The following is a 17,202-nucleotide window of genomic DNA, read 5'->3' as shown; positions in this document are numbered from 1 at the left end:
CCGGGGAGAATACCTTCTCCCCGGCCTTGCTCACGCCACCGCCGCGACGAAGCGCCGCATCACCGCCAAGTGGTCCGCCATGCCGCGCCCGGCGATGCGCTTATGGTGCCGGCGGTTGAAGGTATTGGTCAGCGTCAGGTGCGTCGCGCCGAGCCGCTTCCAGTACTGCGCCTCCGCCCGCCAGGACGTCTCGTCGCCGGCGCCGCCGGAGATCCAGACCTCGAGCCCGACCGCCGCCGGGTCGCGCCCCGCCGCCTCGGTCAGGCGCTTCAGCGTGTCCATCTCCGCCTCGATCTCGGAGCCTGGCGGATAGGCATTCATGATCCAGCCGTCGCCAAGCGTGGCGATGCGCTCCAGCGTCTGCGGCACATGGCCGCCGAACCAGACGGGGATGCGGCGATGCACCGGCAGCGGGTTGATGCCGGCATCCTCGATGCGGTGGTACTTGCCCTCGAAGGCGACGTAGGGCTCGGCCCAGAGCTTCTGCATCACCACGACCTGCTCGGCGGAACGCCGGCCGCGGTTGGAGAAATTCTCGTTCAGCCCGGTGAATCCCACCGGGTTCCAGCCGACGCCGACGCCGAGCCGGAACCGCCCGCCGCACAGCACGTCGAGGCAGGCTGCCTGCTTCGCCACCAGCGCCGCCTGGCGCTGCGGCAGGATCAGCACCTGGGTGGAGAATTCGGTCGTGGGACGGCAGACCGCCGCCAGGTAGCCGAAGCAGACGAAGGGATCCTGGTAGAGGCCGGTCGGAGAGCGCGGCCTGCTCTCCTTCGCCCGGACGGCCCGACAGCACATGGTCCGGCAGGCCGAGATTGGTGAAGCCCATCGCCTCCGCCGCTTCGGCGACCTCGCGGATGGCGGCCGGCTCGCCGCCGATATCGCCGAGCGGCAGCATGACCCCGAGGCGCATGGGACCCTCCCCTTCTTGCTTGCCGGCCGAGCTTGCTCCGCTGGCGAAGCGCTGGCTAGGCTTGCTCCAGGAAACGACGGGGAATGCCGGCATGGCCATCACAGCGCGCAGCGGGCCGCCGCTCTGGTACGGGCCGGAGATGGCGGCGCGGAGCGATTGGACCCGGCACCTGACCGCGGCCGAGGTCGCCGCGCTGGAAGCCGCCGTCGCGCGGCTGGACGCCACCGGCATCGACATCGCCGCGATCGGCCCACGCGACCTGCAGGAACCCGCCCTGCAGCCGCTGGTGGAGGAGATCCGCGCCGCGACGCTGCACGGTCGCGGCTTCATCCTGGTGCGCGGCGTGCCGGTGCAGCGCTGGACCGTGCGGCAATGCGCCATCGCCTATTTCGGCCTCGGCACCCTGCTGGGGGAGCCGGTGTCGCAGAATGCGATGGGTCATATCCTCGGCCATGTGAAGGATATCGGCGCCGACTACGCCAGGCCGGACCACCGCGGCTACCAGACCGCGGCGCGGCTGCCCTACCACTGCGACAGCTCGGACATCGTCGGGCTGCTCTGCCTGAAGCCGGCCAAGGCAGGCGGCAAGTCCAGCATCGTCAGCAGCTGGGCCCTGTTCAACGAGATGCTGCGGCGCCACCCCGACCTGCTGCCGGAGCTGCTTGCCCCGGTCTACCGCGACCGGCGCGGGGAGGTGCCGGAGGGTGCCGAGCCCTGGTATGCCGTGCCGGTCTTCAGCCCGATGCCGGATGGCGGGCTGGTGGCGACCTATGTCCGCAGCGCCATGCGCAAGGCGCAGCGCTTCCCCGAGGTGCCGCGCACGACCCCGGCGTTGGAGGCCGCCTGCGACGCGCTGGACGCGCTGGCCGAGGACCCGGCGATTCATCTCGACATGGATTTCCAGCCCGGCGACATGCAGTTCGTCAGCAATCACTGGATCATGCATTCACGCACCGCCTACGAGGATTTCCCCGACCCGGCGGAGCGGCGGCACCTGTTCCGGCTGTGGCTGGCCTGCGCCGACGGGCCGGCGCTGCCCGCGACCTATACGGCCGCTTGGCAGGGCGCGACGGCAGGGGGCCGCCCGGCCGGCATCCGCGTGACGGGCGTGCCGCTCTCGGCTCCGCTCGACGGCAGCTGGTAGCCTCCCGCCCCGCGCGGAATGGCGCTAATCATTCCTCGGTTCGTAGGGATGGCTGGGATGCGGGTGCTGATCGCGGGCGGCGGCGTGGGCGGGCTGACCCTGGCGCTGATGCTGCACCACCGGGGCATCGCCTGCACCGTGCTGGAAGCGGCCGAGGAGGTGCGGGAGCTCGGCGTCGGCATCAACAACCTGCCGCATTGCGTCGCCGAATGGGCCGAGCTCGGGCTGCTCGAGGAGCTTCGACGCCATCGCCATCCGGACGCGGGAGCTGCGCTACCTCAACCATCTCGGCCAGGTGCTGTGGACCGAGCCGCGTGGGCTGCATGCCGGGCACGCCGTCCTGCATTCTCGATCCACCGCGGCCGGCTGCACGGCATGCTCTGGCGCGCGGCGGAACGCCGGCTGCCGCCCGGTTCGCTGCGCTGCGGCCACCGGCTGCTGGACTTCGCGCAGGATGCCGCCGGCGTCACCGCGCGCTTCGCCACGCCGGGCGGGGAGGAGGTGGTGCAGGGCGACGTGCTGGTCGGCGCGGACGGCATCCATTCGGCCCTGCGCGCCCTGCTGCATCCGGAGGACGGCGGCATCCGCTGGCAGGGCATCCTGATGTGGCGCGGCGCGGTGGACTGGCCGGCCTACGAGACCGGCGACGTCATGTTCATCGCCGGCGACCTGAAGGCGAAGCTGGTCTGCTACCCCATCGGCCCCGGCAGCACGCCGGACCGCCGGCTGACCAACTGGGCGGTCTACGCCAAGGTCGATACCGGGAGCAGCCACCGCCGCGGCGGGAGGACTGGTCCCGCACCGGAAGGCTGCGCGACGTGCTGCCGCTGGCGAAGCGGATCAAGCTGCCCTTCCTGGACTCGGAGGCGCTGGTCCGCGCCTCCCCCAGCGGCTCGAATACCCGATGTGCGACCGCGACCCGCTGCCCTGGTGGAGCATGGGGCGGGTCACGCTGCTCGGCGACGCGGCGCATCCGATGTACCCGGTCGGCTCCAACGGCGCGTCCCAGGCGGTGCTCGACGCGCGCTGCCTGGCCGATGCGCTGGCCGCCCATGCGCCGACCGAGGCGCTGCGGGCCTATGAGGCCGACCGGCTGCCGAAAACCGCGGCGATCTGCGCCAGCAACCGCAGCGGCGGGCCGGAGCGGGTCCTGGACGTCTTCGGCCAGTTGGCACCGAAGGGCTTCGCGCGGATCGAGGACGTGATCCCGCCGGAGGAAATCGCCGGCATCGTCCGCGGCTACGCGACGCTGGCGGGCTTCGCGGTCGGGCGATAGGGCGGACGACGCCCGGTCGGATCCACCCGGGCGGCGACGGGCCCGCGACCCGACGCCCTGTGCTGCAACGCACAAGGCTCTCGGAGCTTTGTGCTCGCAGGCCGGGGACCCGCGGCCAGATTAGGCCTTCCGCGCGTTCCGACCCGCCGCTGGCCCCAGGATCCCATGCTCACCACCGCCCCCTTGCCGCCGGACCGGCCGTGCTGCCGCAGGGCTGGCTCAGCCTGCCCGATCGCCGCCTGGGCGGCGCCACCATTCCGCTGGTGCTGCTGCATCCGCGCCATGGCGTGGTGCTGGCCGGCGGCCCGCCGGACGGGCCGGCGCTGCTGCGCCAGCGCCTGGCCGCCGGGCGCTTCCCGGCGATCTTCCAGGGCTACCTGCCGGTCGCCCGCACCGAACGCCCGCCTGCCGATCCCGCCGCAGCGCTGGCGGGCGAGTCGCCGCTCAGCCTGCCGGGCGGCGAGGCCTGGGTGCTGGCGGTCTGCCGCGCACTGGAGAACGAGGCGCCGGTCGGCCCGCCGCAGCGGCTCGGCTTCCGGGCGCGCCGGCGGCGTACGCGGCGGCGCCTGGCCCTGGTGCTGGGTGGGGCGACGGCGCTGGGACTGCTGCTCGGCTTCGGCCTGGCCAGCCTGCCGCCCACGCCTCTGTCCTCCCCCACCGTCCCACTCCTCGCGGGGCTAGGGCGCGCCGTCGGGGGATGCCGCAGGCGGCCAGGTGCCGCCAGCCGAGGCTCGCATGGCGGCTGCGCCGCCGGCACTGGCACCCTTCCCGCAGCTGGCATCCCCGGGCCCGCCGGCGCCGGGCCCCCTCGTCCTGGCGCCGCCTCCCCGGCAGTCGGCGGAACGCCGGAGCCGCCGTTGGCGGCCGCGGTCCTCGCCATGCCGGCGCCCCGTCCCGCCCCGGCGGAGACGCTGATCGCGCACGCCGGCCCATCCCTCGCGCAACCGGCTGCCCCCGCCGCGCGCTGCCGCTTGATCACGCAGCGCATGCAGATCGGAGAGACCGTTGCCGAAGCCGACATTCATTTCCTGCGGCAGGGCTGCCCGGGCTAGCCGACCCCTCGCCGCCGCCGCGCTGCTGGCGCTCGGCCTGGCCGGCTGCGCCGCACCGCAGCCGCCGCCACCACCGGCGCCCGCCCCGGTCGCCGCCGCGCCCTCGCCGCCGCGCCAGGCGCAGGACCTCGACGCCGCGGTGGATTCCTCGACCACCGCCGTACTGGCCCGGGCCGAGCTGCCGCCGGCCGCGGCGGGCCAGCGACGCTCCATCGTCATCGACCCGCTGATCGACCGCGCCACCGGCGCCGAGACCCGCACTACCCGGGCCATGGCGCGGCGCATCGCGGCGAAGCTGCAGGGGGAGGCCGGCTTCGATCTCCGCCCCTTCACCCAGGCCAGCCTGGAGGCGAAGCCGCTGGTCCTGCTCGGCGCCATCTCCGGCGTCACCGCCTCGGGCAGCCTGAAGGACAGCACGGAGGAGCCCGGCGCCTACCGGATCTGGGCGGTGCTGGCCGATCTCGGCAGCGGCAAGGTGGTGGCGCACGAGACCGCCTGGGTGCGGACCGACGCGGTCGACGCAACCCCGACCGAGTTCCACCAGGACAGCCCGGTCTGGCTGCCGGACCGGGCGACCGCCGCCTACCTCAAGGTCTGCGCCGCGCCGACCGGCGCACCGATCGATGCGGACTGGCAGCGCGGGCTGCGCGCCTCGACCCTGCTGGCCCAGGCGACGGCGGCCTATGAGGCTGGGCAGCCCGCCCGCGCGCTGTCGCTGTATCAGGCGGCCGACAAGGCCCAACCGGCCGGGCGGCTGCAGGGGCTGAACGGGGAGTACCTCGCGGCCAATGCGCTGGGCCGCGAGGAGGAGGCGGAGCAGGCCTTCGGCAAGCTGGTCGACTATGGCTTGGCGGAGCGCAATCTCGGGGTGAAATTCCTGTTCGCGGTGGGGCAGACCAGATTCTGGCCGGACAAGGCGATCAGCGGTCCCTATCCGATGTGGCTGCGGCAGATCGCCAACCGGACCGCGGCGGACAATGCCTGCCTCGACGTCGTCGGCCATGCCAGCCCGACCGGGCCGGACGCGCTCAACGACCGGCTCTCGCTGGCCCGGGCGCAGCGGATCAAGGCCGACCTGGTGGCGGAGCAGGGCGCGCTGCGTCAGCGCACCGCGACCGAGGGACGCGGCGCGCGGGAGCCGATCGTCGGCAACAAGCGGGACGATGCGACGGATGCGGTGGACCGCCGCGTCGCCTTCCTGCCGCAATCCTGCCGAGCGATGGCGACGCGCTGAGGGTAAGCTTGGGGAGGAAACGGCATTTCCTCCCCCAACCCCACCTTTGCTTTTTGGGTCTGGCACCCGCCGCGCGGTGGGTGCCGGATCCCCAAACCTGGTCAGGCCGGCGGCGGCAGGAAGTCCACCTCATGCGCCTTCGAGAGCCGCACGACCTCGTCCACGTCGGTCAGGTTGTGCAGCGCTTTGAACAGGTCGTGCAGCTTGCGGCCGGGCGTCACCCAGAAGAAGGCGCGGGCGGGGGCGCCGCTCTCGTTGAAGTAGCCGTGCATGATGCCGCGCGGCATCCGCACCAAGTCACCGGCCGAGGCGAAATGCGTCTGCCCGTCGAGGATCAGCTTCCAGGTGCCCTCGAGCATCAGGATGTATTCGTCCTGCGTCGGGTGGATATGCGGGGGCACGAAGGTGCCGGGCGGACTCACCGCCTCGAAGGCAAAGGAGCTCTCGCAGGACTGCTTCGGGTAGTAGGTCTGGCCGAGGATGTTCCAGACCGTGCCGTCGGTGCCGTCGAAGCCGGTGCCGGCGCGGGTGATGCCGGGGATTTCCGCTGTCATGGTCGCCTCCTCATTACAGATGCAAGTAAGTCTCGCGCAGCTCCGGCGCCGCCGCCAGGGCCTCGGTGCTGCCAGTCCAGGCGACGCGGCCCTTCTCGATCACCACATGGCGGTCGGCGAGCCGCATGACGGCAGCAAGGTTCTTGTCGATCAGCAGGATCGACAGCCCGTCCGCCCTCAGCCGAGCCAGCACCGCCCAGATCTCGGCGCGGATCAGCGGCGCCAGGCCCTCGGTCGCCTCGTCCAGGATCAGCAGCCGCGGGTTGGTCATCAGCGCGCGGCCGATCGCCAGCATCTGCTGCTCGCCGCCCGAAAGCTGAGCGCCCATGTTGCCGCGGCGCTCCCGCAACCGGGGAAACAGGGCATAGACCGCCGGCAGGGTCCAGCGCGCGGCGCCGCGGGCGGTCGCCATCAGGTTCTCCTCAACCGTCAGCGTCGGGAAGACCTGGCGGCCTTCCGGCACCAGGCCGATGCCGTACCGGGCGATGCGGTGCGGCGGCTGGCCGGCAAGCTCGGCGCCCCCGAAGCCGATGCGGCCGCCGAGCAGCGTACCGCCGGCCGCCGGCAGCAGCCCCATGATGGCGCGCACCGTGGTGGTCTTGCCCATGCCGTTGCGGCCGAGCAGCGTCACCACCTCTCCCGCGCCGATGGAGAAGCCGATGCCGGACAGCACGCGGCTCTGGCCATAGCCGGCGGCGAGGTCCTCGACGGCCAGCATCATGCCGCGTCGTCCTCGCCGAGATAGGCGGCGCGCACCTCGGCATCTGCCCGGATCGCATCCGGTGTGCCGGTGGCGATCAGCCGGCCGTAGACAAGGACGGAGATGCGGTCGGCGAGCGCGAAGACCGCCTGCATGTCGTGCTCCACCAGCAGGATGGCGTAGCGGCGCTTCAGGCCGCGCAGCAAAGCTACCAGCCGCTCCGTCTCCTCCGGTCCGGCGCCGGCCAGCGGCTCGTCCAGCAGCAGCAGGCGGGGCTGCATGGCGAGCGCGATGGCGAGCTTGAGCTGCCGCCGCTCGCCATGCGACAGCGCCGCGGCCGGCACCGCGGCGCGGCCGGCGAGGCCGGTCTGCTCCAGCGCATCCATCGCCGCTTGGTTCAGCGCCGCTTCGAGGCCGCCGGGCGGAGAAAGCGGAAGGACGACCCGCTGCGCGCCTGCACCGCGAGCGCGGCATTCTCCAGCGCGGTGAAGCCGGGCAGGACGGAGGTGATCTGGAAGCTGCGCGCGAGGCCGAGCCGCGCCCGGCGCGCCAGCGGCAGCGCCGTCACGTTCCGCCCGGCGAAGACCACCCGCCCGGCATCCGGCGGCAGCGTGCCGCTGACCTGGTGGATCAGCGTGGTCTTGCCGGCGCCGTTCGGGCCGATGACGGCGTGGATCTCGCCCGGCAGCACCTCCAGCGAGACGCCGTCCGTCACCGCCAGCCCGCCGAAGCGCTTGCGCAGCCCGTCCAGGCGGAGGATCGGCTCAGCCACGGCGCGCCCCGATCAGCCCGACCAGGCCTCCGCGCAGGTACAGCACGGCCAGCACCAGCAGCGGGCCGAAGACGATCCGCCAGTGCGCCGTGAGATGCCCCAGCCCTTCCTCCAGCCCCAGGATCGCCAGCGCGCCGAGCACCGCGCCGAAGGGACTGCCGACCCCACCGAGGATCACCATGAAGAGCAGGTCGCCCGAGCGCTGCCAGGCGAGGAAGGAGGGCGCGACGAATTCCGTCGCATTCGCCAGCAGGAAGCCGGCGAGCCCCGCGATGCCGCCGGCGATGGTGTAGGCGATCAGCCGGTAGGGGTAGGGCGAGAGCCCGACCGCCTCGACCCGCAGCGGATCTCCCGCGCCGCCCGCAGCACCCGGCCGAAGCGGGAGGCGAGCAGCATGCGAATGCCGAGGAAGACCGCCGCCAGCAGGAAGAGGCAGAGATAGTGGAAGCCGAGCCGGTCCTGCATCCAGCGGGCGCCGGCGACGGTGCTGCGGCCGTAGAGCGTGTAGCCGTCGTCGCCGCCATAGGCCGAGAGCGAGGCGGCGGTGAAGAAGGCCATCTGGCCAAAGGCCAGGGTGATCATGATGAACTGCACGCCGGCGGTGCGGATGGCGACCGCGCCGGTGGCGAGCGCGAAGACCGCCGCGGCGCCGATGGCGACCGGCGCCACCACCAGCGCCTCCGTCACCCTTGCGTCGTCCAGCACCACCACCGCATAGGCGCCGATGCCGAGCATGGCGGCATGGCCGAGGCTGACCAGCCCGGCGCCGCCGACCGGCAGCCAGAGCGACAGCGCGGCGATCGACAGGATCATGCCGCGCGCAAGCAGCGTCATCGCCCAGCTTTCGCCCAGGCCGAGGAAGGGCGCCGCGGCCAGCAGGCCGAAGACCAGCAACGGCAGTGCTCGCGCCATCACCCCGCCCGTGCCGGAAACAGCCCGCGCGGCCGCACCGCCAGGATCAGCGCCATGGCGATGTAGACCAGCATCGACCCCAGCGCCGCCCCGGTCTGCCGCGCCGGCGACGCCGCCATAAAAAGCTTCATCAGGTCGGGCATGAGCGAGCGCCCCAGCGTCTCGATCAGCCCGACCAGCAGCGCCGCCAGGAAGGCGCCGCGCACGCTGCCGATGCCGCCGATGACGATGACGACGAAGGCGAGGATGAGAACCGTGTCGCCCATCCCCGGCTCGACCGACAGGATCGGGCCGGCCATCACCCCGGCGAAGCCCGCCAGCATGGCGCCGAAGCCGAAGACCAGCATGAACAGCCGACCCGTATCGACGCCGAGCGCCGCCAGCATCGGCCGGTTGCTGGCCCCGGCGCGGACCAGCGCGCCGGCCCGCGTACGCTCCACCAGCAGCCAGAGCAGCGCGGCGGTGGCGAGGCCGGCGAACAGGATGGCCATCCGGTAGACCGGGTATTGCAGCCCGGGCATGAGCGTGATGCCGCCCTGCAGCAGGTCGGGCGTCGGCACCTGCAGCGGCGCGTTGCCCCAGATGAGCTTCACCGCCTCGTTCAGGAACAGGATCACGCCGAAGGTCGCCAGCACCTGCGACAGGTGGTCGCGGTCATAGAGATGCCGGAAGACCAGCCATTCCAGCGCCAGCCCGCAGGCCAGCGCCGCCGGCAGGGACAGCAGCAGCCCCGCCCAAAAGCTGCCGGTCGCCGCGGCGAGGCTCGCACCGAGATAGGCGCCCAGCATGTACTGCACGCCGTGTGCGAGGTTGATGAAGTCCATCACCCCGAAGACCAGCGTGAGGCCCGCGGCGACCAGGAAGAGCAGCACGCCGAATTGCAGGCCGTTGAGGGCCTGCACCAGCAGGAGCTGAACAGTCACCTCAGCGCATGCGGCACTCGGCCGCCCAGGGGTCGGTGTCGTTCTCCAGCACCTTGCGCACCGTCTCGGTCTGGAACTTGCCGTCGGCACGCTTCGCCACTTGGCAGAGCCAGAAGTCCTGCACCGGGTAGTGGTTGGCGCCGAACTTGAAGTTGCCGCGGACCGAGCGGAAATCGGCCGCGCGCAGCGCCGCCCGCAGCGCGTCCTTATCGCCAAGCTTGCCGCCCGTCTTGCGGATGGCGCTGTCCAGCAGCATCGCGGAATCGTAGCTCTGCGCCGCGTAGCTGGCCGGGACATACCCATAGCCGGCCTCGAAATCCGCGACGAAGCGGCGGTTCTGCGCATTGTCCATGTTCGGCGTCCAGGAGGCGGCCGAATAGAAGCCGAGCGCGGCGTCCTGCTGCGCCGGCAGCGTCGCCTCGTCCACCGTGAAGGTCGAGAGGAAGGGGATATGGGCGAGGCCCGCCTGGCGGTACTGCCGCACCAAGTTCACGCCGAGCCCGCCCGGCATGAAGGTGAAGATCGCATCCGGCTTGGTCGCGGCGATCCTGGCGAGTTCGGCAGAGAAGTCGAGCTGGGTCAGCGGGACATAGACCTCGTCCACCACCTCGCCCTTGAAGCGGGACTTGAAGCCGGCCACCGCGTCGCGCCCGGCCTGATAGTTCGGCGTCATGACGAAGACGCGGCCATACTTGCTGTCGGTCGCCGCCTGGCCCATCACCGAGTGGACCTGGTCGTTGTTGTAGGAGGTCGTGAAGAAGAAGGGGTTGCAGCCGCGGCCGGCAAAGGTGGAGGGCCCGGCATTGGTCGAGATCAGGAATGTGTTCGATTCCGTCACTGGCCGCATGATGGCGGCCAGGATGTTCGAGAATACGACGCCGACGACGAAGTCGACCTTGTCCCGCTCGAGCGCGGCGCGGACCTTGGTCACCGCGACCTCGGGCCGCAGCTTCGTCGTCGATCGGCACCACCTCGGCCGCGAGGCCGCCGAGCTTGCCGTCCAGGTGCTTCAGCCCCTGCAGGAAGCCGTCGCGCAGCTGGGTGCCGAGCGCGGCCTGCGGCCCGGTCTGCACCGCGACCAGCCCGATCTTCACGCCGGACGCCTGCGCCCGGCCGATCGCCGGCAATGCCAGGGCGCCCGCCGCCACGCCGCCCAGAACCCCACGCCTGCCGATGATCATGCCCCGTTTCCCCTGCGAAACCCATCTCGTTCTGGCTTCTACCGTTACCGGACCGCCAGGGCCATGGCTGCGGCGCGGCGGGTGAGCGGGCTGCCGGGCTCGGACAGCGGAGCGATGACGGTGAAGTGGTTCGCCCCGGGCACCGCCTCCGCCGTGCCGCCCCAGGCAGCGGCGAAGTCGCGGGTCTGGCGGAGGAACTCGCCGCTCTCAGCCCCGCCCACGACGGCATGCAGCGGCAGGCCCGGGGCGGGCAGCCAGCGCGGCGACATCGCCCGTGCCTCCGCCGACGCAAGCCGCAGCCCGGCGCCGATGGTGGTGGGCAGCAGAGGCTCCAGCTCGAAGACGCCGGAGATGGGGAGACCGGCGGCAACCAGATCCGCGGGCAGGCGCGGGGCGAGCGCGCGCCAATCGGTCGCCATCAGCATCGCCGTCAGGTGCCCCCCGGCGGAATGGCCGGTCGCCAGCACGCGCCGCCCGGTCCGCCGGTGCAGCAGCAGCGCCGCTGCCCGCATCTGGTCGAGGATCGTCGCCAGCGTCACCTGCGGGCAGAGGTCGTAGGAGGGCACCGCGACCGCCACGCCCTCGGCCAGCATACCGCGCGCCATGTGCGAGAAGAAGGACCGGTCCAGCGCTTGCCAGTAGCCGCCGTGGATAAACAGCGCGATGGGCCAGTCCTCGCCCGGGCCGGGACGGAACAGATCGAGCCTCTCCCGCTCGCCCGCGCCATAGGGGATGCCGAGCTCGGCCGCCGCCCATTGCGCGCGGAAGGCGGCGGCGTCGCGCTGCCAGTCCGCGATGATCGCCGGGTTCTCCGGCACGCGCGCCCGGTTGTCGTATTCCGCCTGCAGGTCCATGCGGCCATTCCAGCGCCGGGCGGCGGTTGCGGCAAGGGCCCGGGCGACTACACTCGGCCGCGCATGAGCATCCCACCTTCCGCGCGACGCCTGGACACAGAGGTCCTCGTCATCGGTGCCGGCGGCGCCGGCCTTTACGCGGCGATCGAGGCGGCGCGGCGCGGCGCGCAGGTCCTGCTGCTGGACCGCAGTCTGATCGGCCGCGGCGGCGCCACCGTCATGGCGCAGATGACCGTCGCCGCCGCGGTGGGGCCGGAAGGCACCGACCACTGGCAGGACCACCTGCGCGACACGCTGGCCGCCGGGCGCGGGCTCTGCGACACGCACCTTGCCCGCCTGCTCTGCAAGGAGGGGGTCGAGGTGATCCGGGAGATGGACGCCTGGCGCGTCGGCTGGGCACGGACGGCGCGGCGCTGCGCGCGGTGCAGGCGCCGGGCCATGACCGGCCACGCTGCGTCTATGTAGATTTCCTCTCGACCGGGCCGGCCGTCTCGAAGACCCTTCGCGGCGTGGCGCAGCGGACGCCGGGCATCCGGCGCTTGGGCGATGCGCTGGTGGTGGATCTGGTGGTGCAGGACGGCGCGGTGACCGGCGCCGTCGCCATCAACCTGGAGGACGGCGCGCCGCTGCTGGTCGCGGCGCGCGCCACCGTCATCGCCACCGGCGGGCTGACCCGGCTGTACCGCCGCAACAGCGCCAGCGCCAACATGGCCGGCGACGGCTTCGGCCTGGCGCTGCGCGCCGGCGCCACGCTGATCGACATGGAATTCGTGCAGTTCTTCCCAATCGGCCATCTCGCGCCGCGGCTGATTGGCATGGACCCGATCATGTGGGATCCCTTTCGCTACAAGCTGGGCGGCCGGCTGCTGAACGGGCGGGGCGAGGGAATTCGTCAGCCGCTACGGCGCGGAGGAGAGCAGCCGCTACGTCGTCACCCGTGACCTCGCGACGTATGCCATCACCAAGGAGGTCGAGGCCGGCCGCGGCTCCCGGCCGGCGGCGCCTGGCTGAGCTTCCGCCATGTGCCGGAGGCGGATCTGCGTGCCGCCTTCGGCCCGATCATCGACAAGCTGCTGGCCAACGGCATCGACCTGACGCGGCAGGATGTGGAGGTCGCGCCGATCGCGCATTACCACATGGGCGGCATCCGCGTGGACACGGCGATGGCGACCGGCATCCCCGGCCTGTTCGCGGCCGGCGAGGCGGTGGGCGGCGCCAACGGCGCCAACCGCCTCTCTGGCAATGCGATCACCGAGGCCCTGGCCTTCGGCCGCGCCGCCGGGCGCAGCGCCGCGGCCGCGGCACCAGGCCCGGCCTTCGATCCCGCGGCCGCGGCAGCCTCCTCGCGCTGGCCACCGCGACCGACCACGCCTGCAACACCGCCGCGCTCTTTGCCGCGCTGCAGGCAGTGATGGCGGAGAAGGTCGGGCCGTTCCGCACCGCCGCCGGACTGGAGGAGGCCCTGGCCGCGATCCGCACATTGCGCGAGACGGCCGGCACGCTGCCGCCCGGCGTGCCCGCCGCGCACGACCTGGCGCGGCTTGACTGGTTCGACCTTCGCCACGGTCTGCTGGTGGCGGAGGCGATCATCCTCTCGGCCCTGGCCCGCACCGAGAGCCGGGGCGCGCATCAGCGGGAGGATTTCCCGGGGTTGGAGGAGACCTGGACCCTGAATCAGACGCTGCGCCTGCGGGACGGCGCGCTGCAGCTCGGCCGTCAGGTGCCGGCATGAGCGCGGTGGCCACCCTGATCATCCGCCGTGGCGCCCCGGGCGAGCCGCCGCGCTTCGAGGAACACGCCGTGCCCTTCGAGCCGGGGCAGTCGCTGCTCGACGCCCTGCGCTGGCTGCGGCAGGAACGCGACCCGGGTCTCGCCTTCCGCTTCTCCTGCCTCAATGCCAACTCCTGCAAGGAATGCATGATGCTGCTGGACGGCAAGGTCGTGTACGCCTGCACCGCCCGGCTGGAGGCGCGGCCGATGCGGGTGGAGCCGCTGCCGAACAAGCCGCTGCTGCGCGACCTGGCGACCGCCATCGCGCCGCCGGATGAAAGGCTGGGCTGAGGCCTGGGCACGGCGATTGCTAGGCCGGCACGACCCGTTTCGTGGAGGCCCCGATGCCCTGCCTGTCCCGCCGTTCCCTGCCCGCCCTCGCGCTCGGCCTGGCCGCCGCGGGCGGAGCCCGCGCGCAGCTGCCGCCGGGCACGGTTCGAATCATCGTGCCCTACAACCCCGGCGGGATCACCGACATCCTGGCGCGCGGCCTGGCGCAGGAGATGACCGTGCTGCTCGGCCGCAGCGTGGTGGTGGAGAACCGACCCGGCGCCAATGGCAGCATCGGCGCAACCGTGGTCGCCCGCGCGGCGCCAGACGGGCTCACCCTGCTGCTGGGCGTGACCGACACCCATGCGGTGAACCCGGCGGCGATGCGCAACCTGCAATACGATGCGAACAAGGACTTCGCGCCGATTAGCAACATCACCAACGTGCCCCTGGCCCTGGCGGTGGGGCCGAGCCAGAAGGAGCTGACCAGCCTGCCGGCCTTCATCGCCGCGGCGAAGGCCAGGCCCGGCACGCTGACGCATTCCAGCTGGGGGTCGGCAGCGTCTCGCAGATCGCCATGCTGCGGCTGGGGGAGGCGGCGGGGATCACGCTGCTGCACGTGCCCTATACCGGCGCCGCCCCGGCGGCGCAGGCGCTGGCCGCCGGCCAAGTGGATTCCATGGTCCTGCCCGCCGGCGCGGCGGAGGCCCTGGCGCGCGACGGCACGGTGCGCATCCTGGCGGTGCTCTCGCCGCAGCGCCTGGCGCTGCTGCCCCAGGTGCCGACCCTGCCGGAGCAGGGCGTGGCGCTGTCGGTCAGCATCGTCCAGGCGGTCTTCGCCCCGGCCCGCACGCGCCGGCCGACACGGTCGCGCAGCTTCAACAAGGCAGTGGTCGAGAGCCTGACGCGGCCGGGCATGGCGGAGATCCTGCGCGCCCAGGCAGCGCTGCCGGACCCGCAGACGCCGGCGCAGCTGGCCGCGCTGGTGCTGCAGGAGCAGGAGGCCTGGGGGCGGGTGGTGAAGGCGGGGAACATCCGGCTGGATTGAAGGAAAAGGCCAGGGAGGAAAAAGTATTCCCTCCCCGGACCCTTCCCCTTCCTTTTTGTGAGTCGGCTGCCGCCACGCGGAGAGTGCCAGACTGACAAAATAGATGAGGGGCTTGGGGAGAATACTTTCTCCCCAACCTTTCTTTGCCTTTACCCGCCGAGGTACGCCGCCCGCACCTCCGGGCTCGCCAGCAGCTCGGCGCCCGTGCCGCTCCGCACCACGCGCCCGGTCTCCAGCAGATAGGCGCGGTCGGACAGGGCCAGCGCCGCCATGGCGTTCTGCTCCACCATCAGCACCGTGGTGCCGGCCGCGCGGATCTCCCGCACGATGGCGAAGACCTGCTCCACCAGCGCCGGCGCCAAGCCGAGCGAGGGCTCGTCGAACATCACCAGCCGCGGGCGGGACATCAGCGCGCGGGCGATCGCCAGCTGCTGCTGCTCCCCGCCCGAGAGCGTGCCGGCGGCCTGGCGCAGGCGTTCCCGCAGCCGGGGGAAGCGGTCGCACATCGCATCCAGGTCGGCGGCGATGCCGGCGCGGGTCGGTGCGCAGCAGCGCGCCCATCTCCAGGTTCTCCCGCACGCTCAGATGCGGGAAGACGCGGCGGCCTTCCGGGCAATGGGCGATGCCGCGGGCGAGGATGGCGCGCGGCGAGAGGCCGTGGATCGGCTCGCCCTCGAAGGTGATGCGGCCGGCGCCGGGGGACAGCAGCCCGCTGATGGTCTTCAGCGTGGTCGACTTGCCGGCGCCGTTGGCGCCGATCAGGCTGACCAGCTTGCCCTGCCGGACCTCGAGCGAGATGCCCTGCAGCGCCGGCGGCCCGCCATAGCCGGCGGCGACGCCCTCAGGCCGCAGCATGCGCCGCCCCGCTGCCGAGATAGGCGCGGATCACCTCCGGGTTCGCGCGGATCTCGGCCGGCGCGCCGCTGGCGATGATGCGGCCCTGGTTCAGCACGACGATGCGGTCGGAGATGCGCATCACCATGGGCATGTCGTGCTCCACCAGCAGCACCGTCATCCCGCGGTCGCGCAGCCGCAGGATCAGCGCCATGCAGTCCGCGGTCTCGGACGGGTTGAGCCCGGCCGCGGGCTCGTCCAGCAGCAGCAGCCGCGGCGCGGCGATGGCGGCCAGCGCGATGCCGAGCCGGCGCTGCTCGCCATAGGCCAGCACCTCGGCCGGGGTGTCGGCGCGCGCGGCGAGGCCGGTGACCTCGAGCATCGCCCGCGCCTCCTCGCGCAGCCGGGCTTCCTCCCGCCGCTGGCGCGGCGTGCGCAGCAGGGTGTCGAGCAGCCCGGCCTCGCCGCGCCGGTGCAGCGCCATCAGCGCATTCTCCAGCACGGTGCAGCCGGCGAAGACGCTGGTGCGCTGGAAGCTGCGCACCAGGCCGCGCTGGGCGATGCGGTCGGGCGCAAGGCCGGTGATGTCCTGGCCATCGAAGCGGATGCGTCCGGCGGTCGGGCGCATGTAGCCGGTGATGACGTTGAAGGCGGTGGTCTTGCCGGCGCCGTTCGGGCCGATCAGGCTGATCACTTGGCCTTCGGGCACGGCGAAGCTGGCATCGGCGATGGCGACCAGCCCGCCGATATGGACGGCGAGGTTCTCGACCGTGAGCAGCGGCCCCGTCATGCGCGGCGCCACAGGCCGGCGACGGCGGGGACGATGCCGCGCGGCAGGAACATGACGAAGAGGATCATCGCCACGCCGTACAGCACCCATTGCGCCTCGGGTGGGGCGCGGCCGCGCAGCAGGTCCGGGATCAGGCCGAAGATCAGCCCGCCCACCACCGGCCCCCAGAGCGTGCCCTTGCCGCCGGTGACCACCATGATGACCATCGTCACGGTGTAGACGAACAGGAAGACGTCCGGGTCGACGATGCGGACATAATGGGCGAAGAGGCTGCCCGCCGCCCCGGCGATGCCGGCCGAGATCACCGCGGCCACGACGAGGTAATGGGTGACGCGGATGCCGACCGAGCGCGCCAGGGATCTGTTGGACCGTAGCGCAACCAGCGCCCGGCCGATGCGCGACCGCACCACCTGCCGCACCAGCAGGAAAGCCAGGACGGCGACCGCCAGCACCAGCCAGTAGGTCTGTGCCTTGGTCACCAGCGCTACCGTGCCTAGGCCCGGCAGCCAGAGCGTGACCGGCGGGATGCCGATCAGCGCCATGGGTCCCTGGGTCAGCTCGATCCAGTTCAGCGCGACCATCCGCAGCACCTGGGCGAAGCAGATGGTGATGATGACGAAATAGGCTCCGCGCACCCGGAAGGCGAGCCGCCCGAGCAGCCAGCCGAAGCTCCCGGCGACCAGGATGGCGGATAGGAACCCGACCCAGACCGGCTGCGGCGCGATGTTGACGCGCAGGCCGAAGCCGATGCCGATGTCGAAGCCGAGCGAGGCGAGCGCCGAGGCATAGGCGCCAAGCCCGAAGAAGGCGCCGTGGCCGAGGCTGAGCTGGCCGGTATAGCCCAGCAGCAGGTTGAGGCTGATCGCGCCGATGATGAAGATGCCGGCCAGGGTCAGCACCGCCAGCATGTAGGGATCGGGCGCAACGATCGGCAGCGCCGCCATGGCGACGACGAATAGGCAGCCCGCCATGCGC

At 72.3% G+C, this 17,202-nt stretch carries 18 protein-coding genes and 4 pseudogenes; 9 read left to right on the top strand and 13 right to left on the bottom strand.

The genetic code is table 11. The features are described from left to right. Positions 1-30: 30 nt before the first annotated feature. Positions 31-798: a TIGR03619 family F420-dependent LLM class oxidoreductase gene (locus tag ACQ86J_RS21680; protein WP_431267159.1), complete on the bottom strand. Its 768-nt coding sequence runs from the start codon at positions 796-798 to the stop codon at positions 31-33. 206 nt (positions 799-1,004) lie between these two features. Between ACQ86J_RS21680 and ACQ86J_RS21675 the strand changes: the two genes are divergently transcribed. From ACQ86J_RS21675 to ACQ86J_RS21655, 5 genes are all read left to right on the top strand, one after another. Continuing rightward, positions 1,005-2,057, top strand: a complete 1,053-nt coding sequence (locus ACQ86J_RS21675) for a TauD/TfdA family dioxygenase (RefSeq protein WP_431267158.1) — start codon at positions 1,005-1,007, stop codon at positions 2,055-2,057. A 57-nt stretch (positions 2,058-2,114) separates the two neighbouring features. Further along, positions 2,115-3,140, top strand: coding sequence for an FAD-dependent monooxygenase (locus ACQ86J_RS21670; RefSeq protein WP_431267157.1), 1,026 nt, complete (start codon positions 2,115-2,117; stop codon positions 3,138-3,140). Next, positions 3,034-3,333 carry a hypothetical protein gene (locus tag ACQ86J_RS21665; protein ID WP_431267156.1) on the top strand — a complete coding sequence of 100 codons (300 nt, stop codon included), beginning with the start codon at positions 3,034-3,036 and terminating at the stop codon, positions 3,331-3,333. Before ACQ86J_RS21670 ends, ACQ86J_RS21665 begins: the two co-directional genes overlap by 107 nt. A 200-nt stretch (positions 3,334-3,533) precedes the next feature. Beyond that, a complete protein-coding gene (locus tag ACQ86J_RS21660; RefSeq protein ID WP_431267155.1) occupies positions 3,534-4,385 on the top strand; it encodes a hypothetical protein in 852 nt (283 codons plus the stop codon). Continuing rightward, complete coding sequence (locus ACQ86J_RS21655) at positions 4,339-5,619, top strand: OmpA family protein (protein ID WP_431267154.1); 1,281 nt, start codon at positions 4,339-4,341, stop codon at positions 5,617-5,619. The genes ACQ86J_RS21660 and ACQ86J_RS21655 overlap by 47 nt, the downstream gene beginning before the upstream one ends. Before the next feature lie 101 nt (positions 5,620-5,720). Here ACQ86J_RS21655 and ACQ86J_RS21650 read toward each other — a convergent pair whose 3' ends face one another. The 8 genes and pseudogenes from ACQ86J_RS21650 to ACQ86J_RS21615 form a co-directional block, all read right to left on the bottom strand. Beyond that, complete coding sequence (locus ACQ86J_RS21650) at positions 5,721-6,173, bottom strand: cupin domain-containing protein (protein ID WP_431267153.1); 453 nt, start codon at positions 6,171-6,173, stop codon at positions 5,721-5,723. A gap of 13 nt (positions 6,174-6,186) precedes the next feature. Continuing rightward, positions 6,187-6,894, bottom strand: a complete 708-nt coding sequence (locus ACQ86J_RS21645; protein WP_431267152.1) for an ABC transporter ATP-binding protein — start codon at positions 6,892-6,894, stop codon at positions 6,187-6,189. Further along, the gene (locus tag ACQ86J_RS21640; RefSeq protein ID WP_431267151.1) at positions 6,891-7,259 is read right to left on the bottom strand and encodes an ATP-binding cassette domain-containing protein; all 369 of its coding nucleotides are present in this window, start codon (positions 7,257-7,259) and stop codon (positions 6,891-6,893) included. Before ACQ86J_RS21640 ends, ACQ86J_RS21645 begins: the two co-directional genes overlap by 4 nt. Positions 7,260-7,270: 11 nt before the next feature. Beyond that, on the bottom strand, positions 7,271-7,645 hold the full coding sequence (locus ACQ86J_RS21635) for an ATP-binding cassette domain-containing protein (RefSeq protein ID WP_431267150.1): 375 nt from the start codon (positions 7,643-7,645) through the stop codon (positions 7,271-7,273). After that, a pseudogene (locus tag ACQ86J_RS21630) lies at positions 7,638-8,458 on the bottom strand (branched-chain amino acid ABC transporter permease). Before ACQ86J_RS21630 ends, ACQ86J_RS21635 begins: the two are co-directional and overlap by 8 nt. Positions 8,459-8,556: 98 nt before the next feature. Further along, positions 8,557-9,480, bottom strand: a complete 924-nt coding sequence (locus tag ACQ86J_RS21625) for a branched-chain amino acid ABC transporter permease (RefSeq protein ID WP_431267149.1) — start codon at positions 9,478-9,480, stop codon at positions 8,557-8,559. Between the two features lies 1 nt (position 9,481). After that, the gene (locus ACQ86J_RS21620) at positions 9,482-10,411 is read right to left on the bottom strand and encodes an ABC transporter substrate-binding protein (protein ID WP_431267148.1); all 930 of its coding nucleotides are present in this window, start codon (positions 10,409-10,411) and stop codon (positions 9,482-9,484) included. Positions 10,412-10,705: 294 nt separating this feature from the next. Continuing rightward, a complete protein-coding gene (locus ACQ86J_RS21615; protein ID WP_431267147.1) occupies positions 10,706-11,515 on the bottom strand; it encodes an alpha/beta hydrolase in 810 nt (269 codons plus the stop codon). Positions 11,516-11,578: 63 nt separating this feature from the next. Here ACQ86J_RS21615 and ACQ86J_RS21610 point away from each other — a divergent pair. From ACQ86J_RS21610 to ACQ86J_RS21595, 4 genes and pseudogenes are all read left to right on the top strand, one after another. Further along, positions 11,579-12,927: pseudogene (locus tag ACQ86J_RS21610) on the top strand (FAD-binding protein). After that, positions 12,927-13,247 carry a hypothetical protein gene (locus tag ACQ86J_RS21605; protein WP_431267146.1) on the top strand — a complete coding sequence of 107 codons (321 nt, stop codon included), beginning with the start codon at positions 12,927-12,929 and terminating at the stop codon, positions 13,245-13,247. The pseudogene ACQ86J_RS21610 and the gene ACQ86J_RS21605 overlap by 1 nt, the downstream one beginning before the upstream one ends. A 5-nt stretch (positions 13,248-13,252) precedes the next feature. Next, positions 13,253-13,576 (top strand): 2Fe-2S iron-sulfur cluster-binding protein, encoded by a 324-nt coding sequence (locus tag ACQ86J_RS21600; protein ID WP_431267145.1) that lies wholly within the window; start codon positions 13,253-13,255, stop codon positions 13,574-13,576. 53 nt (positions 13,577-13,629) lie between these two features. Beyond that, positions 13,630-14,603 (top strand): annotated as a pseudogene (locus tag ACQ86J_RS21595) (Bug family tripartite tricarboxylate transporter substrate binding protein). A 149-nt stretch (positions 14,604-14,752) separates the two neighbouring features. On the opposite strand, the gene ACQ86J_RS21590 reads toward ACQ86J_RS21595, so the two are convergent. From ACQ86J_RS21590 to ACQ86J_RS21575, 4 genes and pseudogenes are all read right to left on the bottom strand, one after another. Next, positions 14,753-15,109, bottom strand: a complete 357-nt coding sequence (locus tag ACQ86J_RS21590) for an ABC transporter ATP-binding protein (RefSeq protein WP_431267144.1) — start codon at positions 15,107-15,109, stop codon at positions 14,753-14,755. 85 nt (positions 15,110-15,194) lie between these two features. Further along, a pseudogene (locus tag ACQ86J_RS21585) lies at positions 15,195-15,458 on the bottom strand (ATP-binding cassette domain-containing protein); the annotation flags it as partial. Continuing rightward, positions 15,445-16,227 (bottom strand): ABC transporter ATP-binding protein, encoded by a 783-nt coding sequence (locus tag ACQ86J_RS21580; RefSeq protein ID WP_431267143.1) that lies wholly within the window; start codon positions 16,225-16,227, stop codon positions 15,445-15,447. The gene ACQ86J_RS21580 and the pseudogene ACQ86J_RS21585, both read right to left, overlap by 14 nt. Further along, positions 16,224-17,198 (bottom strand): branched-chain amino acid ABC transporter permease, encoded by a 975-nt coding sequence (locus ACQ86J_RS21575; RefSeq protein ID WP_431272489.1) that lies wholly within the window; start codon positions 17,196-17,198, stop codon positions 16,224-16,226. The genes ACQ86J_RS21580 and ACQ86J_RS21575 overlap by 4 nt, the downstream gene beginning before the upstream one ends. Positions 17,199-17,202 lie beyond the last annotated feature (4 nt).

The sequence above is a fragment of the Dankookia sp. P2 genome, assembly GCF_050632255.1.
Classification (GTDB): domain Bacteria; phylum Pseudomonadota; class Alphaproteobacteria; order Acetobacterales; family Acetobacteraceae; genus Paracraurococcus.
This window is presented reverse-complemented; position numbering and strand designations above follow the sequence as displayed.

Excerpts from the sequence above, each read along its gene's own strand:
- ACQ86J_RS21680 (WP_431267159.1), bottom strand. The coding sequence starts at position 798 with ATGTGCTGTCGGGCCGTCCGGGCGAAGGAGAGCAGGCCGCGCTCTCCG.
- ACQ86J_RS21675 (WP_431267158.1), top strand. The coding sequence starts at position 1,005 with ATGGCCATCACAGCGCGCAGCGGGCCGCCGCTCTGGTACGGGCCGGAG.
- ACQ86J_RS21670 (WP_431267157.1), top strand. The coding sequence starts at position 2,115 with ATGCGGGTGCTGATCGCGGGCGGCGGCGTGGGCGGGCTGACCCTGGCG.
- ACQ86J_RS21665 (WP_431267156.1), top strand. The coding sequence starts at position 3,034 with ATGTACCCGGTCGGCTCCAACGGCGCGTCCCAGGCGGTGCTCGACGCG.
- ACQ86J_RS21650 (WP_431267153.1), bottom strand. The coding sequence starts at position 6,173 with ATGACAGCGGAAATCCCCGGCATCACCCGCGCCGGCACCGGCTTCGAC.
- ACQ86J_RS21645 (WP_431267152.1), bottom strand. The coding sequence starts at position 6,894 with ATGATGCTGGCCGTCGAGGACCTCGCCGCCGGCTATGGCCAGAGCCGC.
- ACQ86J_RS21640 (WP_431267151.1), bottom strand. The coding sequence starts at position 7,259 with ATGGATGCGCTGGAGCAGACCGGCCTCGCCGGCCGCGCCGCGGTGCCG.
- ACQ86J_RS21615 (WP_431267147.1), bottom strand. The coding sequence starts at position 11,515 with ATGGACCTGCAGGCGGAATACGACAACCGGGCGCGCGTGCCGGAGAAC.
- ACQ86J_RS21605 (WP_431267146.1), top strand. The coding sequence starts at position 12,927 with ATGGCGGAGAAGGTCGGGCCGTTCCGCACCGCCGCCGGACTGGAGGAG.
- ACQ86J_RS21590 (WP_431267144.1), bottom strand. The coding sequence starts at position 15,109 with ATGTGCGACCGCTTCCCCCGGCTGCGGGAACGCCTGCGCCAGGCCGCC.
- ACQ86J_RS21580 (WP_431267143.1), bottom strand. The coding sequence starts at position 16,227 with ATGACGGGGCCGCTGCTCACGGTCGAGAACCTCGCCGTCCATATCGGC.
- ACQ86J_RS21575 (WP_431272489.1), bottom strand. The coding sequence starts at position 17,198 with ATGGCGGGCTGCCTATTCGTCGTCGCCATGGCGGCGCTGCCGATCGTT.